Raw genomic sequence first — 7973 nt, 5'->3', positions numbered from 1 at the left:
TGCTCCGCCCGCGCCGCGCCGACAATGGCGCCAACAAGACGCGCCGCCGCGCGTTGCGGCGTCGAACGCATCAGCGCCGCGAGCGCGCCCGCCGCTTCGGGGTTCTGCGCTTTCGCCGGCGCGACGCCCTGGAGAATATGCGTCGCCTGTTCGATTGAAACGCCGATGACGCTCAAGGCGAGCGCCAAAGCCTCGCCATGGGAATCGGCGACGAGCGCGCGCGCGCGATCCTTACGGCAATCGAGCGCATCCGCGAGAAGCCCGGCCATGGCGTCGCGGTCGCGGCGGAGCGCGGCCTCCTCCAGGCGCGCGACAAAGGCGGCGTCGGCGCGGCGCGGCGTCTCCGCTGTCCCGCTCGTTAGCGCGCGCCGGCAGGCGGTCAGCACGATGGCCTTGCGCTCCAGCCGCGTTGCGGCGAGGAACAGCGGTTCGGGATCGATGTCGAGATCGTCGCGATCGAGCAGCATGCGCGCGAGCGTCGCATCGTCGCGCGCGGCGAGAACCAGGGCGCGCCTTGAGCCGGCGTCGAGATGCGCCGAGAGATTGCCGGCGAGCGCGCGCAAAATCTCCGGCTCGCTGCGCGAGGCGAGCGCGGCCACCGTTTCTCGATCGAGAACCCGCCGGCGCGCGATCGCCGCCGCGAAGGCGATAGGGCCATGCTCGGCGGTCGCGATCATGTCGCGCGGCGCGACGAAAGGCGCGAATTGAAAGGCGAGCGCCGCCGCCGCGCCGCCCTTGTCGAAAAGACGGGCGAAGATCGTCTGCGGCGTTTCCGGATGGAAGCAGAGCGGCAGCGCGACGCGCGCGACCGTTTCGGAGTCGAGAATGTCGATGAAGCCGAGCGCAAGCTGTTCGAGTTGCTTCACGTCGCCGGGAGGATGCATCGTCCGCCCGACGAATTGATCGACAACCGCGCGAAGAAGCGAGGCGTCGACCATACGTCGCTGTTCTTTTCCGCCAACCATCGACGCGCCGCTCAAACCCATACGCTACATTCTCCGATAATCTATCGACGGGTCGTTGACGGAACATTAACCCTCGCCAACCCCTAATCGCCTGGCGATCGTTGATTCATCATGGGCCGGACGAGTTGCGGAGAGTGCGCCATGGGGCAGGTCATCGCGTTTCGAACGCGCGCGCGGCGCGCGCGGAAAAGCAGCGAGACGCCATCGGGCGAGGCGCAAATCCTGTTCTTTCTTGGCGTGCGTTATATGCGCATGGACGACGCGTTCGCCGCGCGATTGAGCAAATCGGCGCAAAAGACGCGCGGCGGGTCGGGGCCGCGCAAACGCCGGGGCGGCGCCCGCTGCTAAATCGTCAATCGGCGAGCACCAGAGCCCAATAGACCTTGTATTTCGCGCCCGGCGCATAGGCCGTGGCGAGGCCCATGCGCGTCACCCGCCGATCGAGCATTCGCGCATTATGGGGCTTCGAGTCCCGCCAGCCCGAAAAAGCTTCGGCGAGCGTATGATAGCCGGCGGAGACGTTCTCCTCCGCCGCCGAAGCTTTCACGCCGGCCGCCGCGAGCCTCCCGGAAAGCGCGCCGCGCGCGGAGAGATCGCCGCTTCGCGCCATGTCTCGCGCTTGCGCCTCGGCGACCCTTTGCAGGCCATCGTCGAGGGTCAGCGCGCCAAGCCCATTATTGCGCCGGTAGAGAGAAATCATCTCTTGCGCGGCGACGGCGTCGACGCGCGCCTCGCCGGAGGCGAGCGAGCGATACATCGCCGGCTCTCCCTGCTCGGCGACGGAAGCGGGCGGCGAAGTCCCGCTACAGCCGGAAAAAAGGAGAAGAGGCGCGCAAGCCGCGGCGGCGCGAAGAAACGCTTTTGACATGCCGCGCATCTCGTCCTCTTTTGCTTGAGAAAGAATGAACGCCGCCGATCGCGACGAATGGGCGGAGCCCCCGCTTCTATTCGGCGGCGGCGGAATCGGGTTTGGCCTCTCCCGCTTCCGTTTCAGCCTCGGCGCGCTTCTCCGAAAAAATATTGGCTTCGACCGCCAGCGCGCTCGCGACGGCCGCCGCGGCGAATTTGTCGAAATCGGGAATCTGCACGACTGTCGGCGCGGCCTCCGCCGTCATTTTGACGCCGGCTGCTCCCAGACGCCGGTAAAGATCGAAATGGAGGTCGCTGCGCACGCGCGCGGACTTCTCGACATCCTCGACATAACACCAGAGTTCGAATCTGAAGACACTCGCCTCCATCCCGAGGAACATCACCTGCGGGGCGGGAATGCGCAGCACGCCCTCCTGCGCGCGCGCCGCCGCGAGCAGAATGTCGCGCATCGCTTCGGGATCGACGGTGGAAGGCGGCGCAAGCGCGATCTTGATGCGTCCAACCTTGTCGCCGCGCAGCCAGTTCTTGACGACGCCCGCGACAAGATTGGAGTTCGGCACGATCATCGTGGCGCGATCGAAGGTCTCGATCTCCGTCGAGCGCACATTGATGCGTTTGACATAGCCCTGTTCGTCGCCGAGCACGACCCAGTCTCCGACCCTTATGGCGCGCTCCCAGAGCAGAATGAGGCCGGAGACGAAATTATTGACGATCGACTGCAGGCCGAAGCCGATGCCGACCGACAGCGCGCCGGCGACGATCGCGAGCTTTTGGAGGCCAAGCCCAACATAGGACAAGGCGAAGGACGCCGCGAGGATGAAGCCGGCATAGCCGAGCGTCGCGCTGATCGAATTGCGCAGCCCGGAATCGAGCCGCGTCAAGGGCAGCAAGCGCGTATCGAGCCAATGGCGCAGTCCCTGAATCGCGGCGAGAGTCGCGGCGAAAAGCAGCAGCGCGACCAGCACGCCCGACGGCGAAATGGTCACGTCGCCGATTTTGAACGAGAAGAAGGCCGAACGGATCGTGGCGAGGAAATCGCCAGACTTGAAACCGAACGGCGCCATCGCCACCAGCGCGGCGACGATGAAGCATAAAAGCGTCACGACGCCCGAGAGCAGCACCGCGAGCGGCGCGAGTTGCTCGCGGCGCAAGCTAAGCCCGCTGATCATATTGCGGCCAAGAAAACTTGCCGGCGCGAAGGCCGCCTCCACGCCGCCCTGCGCGAGCGTGACGACGACATAAAGGATCGCCGCCGTCGCCGCGAGCCAGCCGATTTGCAGGATGACGAAATTGGCGAAGGTGACATAGCCCGCCGCGCAGGCGCCGACCAGCGCGAGCACCGTGAGGACCCCGAAGACGCGCGTAACCGCGAGCCAGTCGCGGCCTTGCGGCGTCGCCACGGCTTCGTCCTCCTCGGCGCTGGCGCGGCGCGGCAGATTGAGAATCGCGACGACGATCAGCGCGGCGACGATCATGACGCCGGCGCCGCGCGTGACGATCACGAGGGGCAGGCTCGCTTGCGCCGTTTCCTCGATCTGCTCCAGAAAGCGCGCGAGCGCGAGAACGAAGGCCGCGAGCGTGACAAGCTGCGTCGCAAGGCGCGCCAGCCTGTCGCCCGGATCGACCAGTCGCCATTGCGGATGCGCCGGCGAGAAGACGGCGCGGGCGATGGCGTAGACGAAGGCGACGCGCGCGACGCCCTCGACGAAGCGCCGCCAAATAGGCTCCAGGGTGGCGTCGATGAGATCGAAACCGTCAAAGGCGAGGGTCAACGCCACGATCGCGGCGATCGGCGCCGCCGCGAGGACGAGCGCCATCCACCCGGCGCTCGCCGCCTTGCGCAACGGCGTCGGCTCGGCCTCTTCGTCGGAACGCCGCGCGACGCGGCGGGACAACGCCAGGGCAATCGGAAAAGCGATGAAAATGGCGAGAAGAACGGCGACGAATTCTGCCCGGCGGCCGCCCATGCGGCTTACGACATTGGCGGCGCGACCGGAAAAAAACGCCGCGGAATCTTGCAGCACGGCGGGAACGTCATCGAGCGCGCCGCGCCACAGCGTCAGCGAGAACAGGCTGCTGCTGCGCAGGAACAGCGTCCTGGCGAAAAGCGCGCGCTGGCGCGCGACGATGGCGGCGGAGAGCTGCCGCGCTTCGAGCAGCATGGCGCGAGCGCGTTTCAGCGAGGCGTCCATGGCGTCGTAAAGACGGCGCTGGTCGTCGAGTTCGGCGTCGGCGCTGGCGCGCGCCACGCCATCCGGCGTCTGCGCCTCCGGTTCGGGCGGGGCCCGAGGCTGCGCGGGGTCGGCTTCTGGTTTGACGTTCGGCGCGCCCTTCGCGGTCGAGGGCTTTTCCGTCCCGCTCTTGCCGGCGGGCTTTACGGTCGGCTTCTGCGGCTCAGGTTTTTCGACGACCTTTGGCGGCTCCTTGGGCGCGTCCTGCGGCTTGGCGGCGGGCGCAAGCTCTTTGAGTCGCGCTTCGATCGCGGCGACGCGCGGCGTCAGCTTGTCGATCGCTTCTTCCAGCTCATGCGTCAGCGTATCGACGCGCGCGCGCAAAGCGCGCAGGGTCGCGTCGGAAAGATTGGGATCCTCCAGCGCCTTCTGCGCGTCGTCGAGCGTGGCGCGCGCCCTGTCGAGCTGCAGGTTGCGCTGTTCGATCGATGTCGGCTCCTCGTCCGCGCGCGCGAAGCCTGCGGCGGACGCCGCGATGAGAAGAGCAAGAAGAATAATCAGTTTGCGCACATGCTATCCTTGCATCCCGCCGCGGCGGACGAGGGAGGCGGCGTCGAGAAAGCCGGCGAATCGCGTCAATCTTGCGGCGCTTCCAATTGATCGCGATAGGGCCGCCAGACGCCCGCGCGGTCGCGGATGAGCCAGCCCCCCGCCCCGTCCGGCCGCGCGGCGCCTTCGGCGACTCGCGCCTTGCCGAAGCCGCCGGGAATATCGAGCGCATAAGCCGGCAGCGCGACGCTGGTCAGGCGGCGCGCCAGTTCTTCGTAAAGGCGCCTGCCTGCCTCAAGGCTCAGGCGAAAATGCGCGGTTCCCGGCGCGAGGTCGGGATGGTGCAGATAATAGGGCTTGACGCCGAGGAGCGCCAATTCGCGCATCAAGCGATCTAGAACGTCAGCGTCGTCATTGACGCCTTTGAGCAGCACCGTCTGCGACAGCAGGACGGCGCCCGACGCGCGCAGGCGGGCGATCGCGGGGCGGGCGGCGTCGGTGAGTTCGCGCGCGTGATTGACATGAAGCGCGACGTAAAGCGCCTTGCCGCTTTCACTAAGCGCCGCGAGCTTCTCTTGCGTCACGAGGTCGGGCGCGGCGGTCGGCGCGCGCGTATGGACGCGCAACAGCCGCACATGCGGAATTTGCGCAAGGCGGCGCGAGACGGAAGCGAGACGACGCGCGGAAAGCATCATCGGGTCGCCGCCGGTCAGGATAACTTCGAAAATTTGCGGATTGGCGGCGACATAGTCGAGCGCCGCCGCGACCTCGGTTTCGGGAAGGATATCGCCCTTGCCGCGCCCCACCGTCTCGCGGCGAAAACAGAAGCGGCAATAGACGGGACACACGGACAGAAGCTTCAAGAGCACGCGGTCGGGATAGCGATGGACGAGGCCCGGCAGCGGCGAATGGGCGTCGTCGCCGATGGGGTCAGACAATTCCCCTGGCGACGTCGCGGCTTCGCGCGGGTCGGGAAGAAATTGGCGCGCGATCGCATCCGCCGGATCGGCGGCGTCGATCAGCGCGGCGACGTCGGGCGTGACGGCGACGCTATAGCGCGCCGCGACATGATGAAGGCCTCGCGCGCGATCGGCGCTGAGCAAGCCGGCCGCTACGAGATCGTCGAGGGATGTGAGCGTGCGCGATGGCTCGTTGAAGTTCGCCGCCAGAGCTTGTTGATGACGTTTCAATAGCGACGCGCCCTAAAGCGAATTTTCGCCGGTCGCCCGATCGAAGACGCTTGTCAATTGGACAGCCAGCAAGCGTTTCAAAAGCGATTCCATTTCGGAGACGTCAACACGCCCGCCCTTGCATGCGGCGTCCGCTTTCTCCAGCGCATCAAAATAGGGGCGACGGTTGGCGACGATCTGATCGGGTATGGTGTTGGAACCACGCAGCGCGAAGCCTAGCGAAACGCAAAGAACGACATAGGAAAAAATCCTCGAAGTGCGCCCATTGCCATCGGAGAAAGGGTGAATCCAATTCAACCGCCACATGGCATAGGCCGAAAGGTGAATGGGAGTTCTGTCATATTTATGATCCTTGAGATAATCGCAAAGTTCTTCAACATATTCCGGCACGAGATGTGCGCCCACAGGCTCGTGAACGCTGCCTTCGATACCCACGCTCGCTGGCCGCCAATTGCCGGCAAATTCGCTAATGCCGCTCAACGCTTCGCGATGCAGGGCCAGAATGGTCGAAGGGCGCCAGCGAAAATCCACGCCCTTGGCGAGGGCGTCCTCGATAATTCGCAGTCCAAGGTCAAATTGCTTGAGGCCGTTTCGGGCTTCAGCTTCCGCTCGCGCCGCCGGATCGATAATAAGGTCCGGCTGACCCGCGACGCTGTGGCGGCGCAAATTATCCTTCTCTTGGCCGGTCATTCTTGACGCCGCCCGCAAGCTTCTCCGCCTCGCGGTCGATCATCTCCCGGGTGATGAGAGGATTTTCAAAAGCCGTATTGCCATAGGCAAAGCTACGACGCTGAGCCTCTTTCTCCGCCGGCGACATCGTCGCCTTTTTGGCTGCTTCAAGAAGTTTGGACAGTTCTTCCTGCATCCTATCACCTTCCAAGAGCTACATTAGCGGATTTGCTCAGGATAGGGAATCGCCCAAAAGGGCCGCCTTCACCCCTGCTTCGCTCCGCGCGCGGCGCGCTTCGCCAGCGTGCGCAGCCGCAGCGCGTTAAGCTTGATGAAGCCTTCCGCGTCGCGCTGGTCGTAGGTGCCGCCTTCTTCGAAAGTCACGAGATCCTGATCGTAAAGCGACCAGGGACTCTCGCGGCCGACGAGCGTCGCCGAGCCCTTATAGAGCTTGATCCGCACGCGGCCGGTCACATGCTCCTGGCTCTTGTCGATCGCCGCCTGCAGCATCTCGCGCTCGGGCGAAAACCAGAAGCCGTTGTAGATGAGCTCAGCGTAGCGCGGCATCAGTTCGTCCTTGAGATGCGCCGCGCCGCGGTCGAGCGTCAGGCTCTCAACGCCGCGATGCGCGACGAGCAGAATGGTCCCGCCCGGCGTCTCATACATGCCGCGCGACTTCATGCCGACGAAACGGTTCTCGACGAGATCGAGACGGCCGACGCCATGCAGACGCCCGAGATCATTGAGCTTCGCGAGCAGCGTAGCAGGCGAAAGCGCTACGCCGTCGATCGCCACGGCGTCGCCCTTCTCGAAGTCGATCGCGATATATTGCGCTTCGTTGGGCGCATCCTCGGGATTGCCGGTGCGCGAATAGACGTAATCGGGCGTCTCCTCACTCGGATCTTCAAGCACCTTGCCTTCGGAAGAGGTGTGCAGAAGATTGGCGTCGGTCGAGAACGGCGCCTCGCCGCGCTTGTCCTTGGCGATCGGAATCTGGTTCGCTTCGGCGAAGGCGAGGAGATCGCCGCGCGAGGCGAAATCCCATTCGCGCCAGGGCGCGATCACGGTAATGTCGGGCTCCAGCGCATAATAGCCGAGTTCGAACCGCACCTGATCATTGCCCTTGCCGGTCGCGCCGTGGCAAACCGCGTCGGCACCGGTCTGGCGCGCGATGTCGATCTGCTTCTTGGCGATGAGCGGGCGCGCGATCGAGGTGCCGAGAAGATAGAGCCCCTCATATTGGGCGTTGGCGCGAAACATCGGAAAGACGTAATCGCGGACGAATTCCTCGCGCAAATCTTCGATGAAGATATTTTCGGGCTTGACGCCCAGGAGCAGCGCCTTGTCGCGCGCGGGGCCAAGCTCCTCGCCCTGGCCGAGGTCCGCGGTGAAGGTGACGACTTCCGCGCCATAGGTCGTCTGCAGCCATTTCAGGATGATGGAGGTGTCTAGCCCGCCGGAATAGGCGAGGACGACTTTTTTGATGTCTTTCTTTTTGAAGTCTTTATTGGCGCGGGTCATAATGGGCTCTGGTTCGGCGGGCGTTGCGCGCGGGACTA

Annotated in this window: 7 protein-coding genes; all 7 read right to left on the bottom strand. The window is 65.0% G+C overall.

Translation table 11 applies throughout. From position 1 onward, the window contains the following. Positions 1-938, bottom strand: a 938-nt coding sequence (locus tag V3H18_RS12720) for a DUF2336 domain-containing protein (protein ID WP_332082446.1), incomplete at its 3' end; no start/stop codon positions are given. A 379-nt stretch (positions 939-1317) separates the two neighbouring features. After that, entirely contained in the window at positions 1318-1722 is a 405-nt protein-coding gene (locus tag V3H18_RS12715; RefSeq protein WP_332082445.1) for a CAP domain-containing protein, read from the bottom strand. A 187-nt stretch (positions 1723-1909) separates the two neighbouring features. Continuing rightward, a complete protein-coding gene (locus V3H18_RS12710; RefSeq protein WP_332082444.1) occupies positions 1910-4576 on the bottom strand; it encodes a DUF3772 domain-containing protein in 2667 nt (888 codons plus the stop codon). A 65-nt stretch (positions 4577-4641) separates the two neighbouring features. Next, positions 4642-5745 carry a lysine-2,3-aminomutase-like protein gene (locus V3H18_RS12705; RefSeq protein ID WP_332082443.1) on the bottom strand — a complete coding sequence of 368 codons (1104 nt, stop codon included), beginning with the start codon at positions 5743-5745 and terminating at the stop codon, positions 4642-4644. Positions 5746-5757: 12 nt separating this feature from the next. Beyond that, positions 5758-6435, bottom strand: a complete 678-nt coding sequence (locus V3H18_RS12700; RefSeq protein WP_332082442.1) for a Fic family protein — start codon at positions 6433-6435, stop codon at positions 5758-5760. After that, the gene (locus tag V3H18_RS12695) at positions 6413-6610 is read right to left on the bottom strand and encodes a hypothetical protein (RefSeq protein ID WP_332082441.1); all 198 of its coding nucleotides are present in this window, start codon (positions 6608-6610) and stop codon (positions 6413-6415) included. The genes V3H18_RS12700 and V3H18_RS12695 overlap by 23 nt, the downstream gene beginning before the upstream one ends. Before the next feature lie 68 nt (positions 6611-6678). After that, on the bottom strand, positions 6679-7935 hold the full coding sequence (locus V3H18_RS12690) for an argininosuccinate synthase (RefSeq protein ID WP_332082440.1): 1257 nt from the start codon (positions 7933-7935) through the stop codon (positions 6679-6681). Between the last annotated feature and the right edge of the window lie 38 nt (positions 7936-7973).

It is taken from the genome of Methylocystis borbori (assembly GCF_036576025.1).
GTDB lineage: Bacteria > Pseudomonadota > Alphaproteobacteria > Rhizobiales > Beijerinckiaceae > Methylocystis > Methylocystis borbori.
This window is presented reverse-complemented; position numbering and strand designations above follow the sequence as displayed.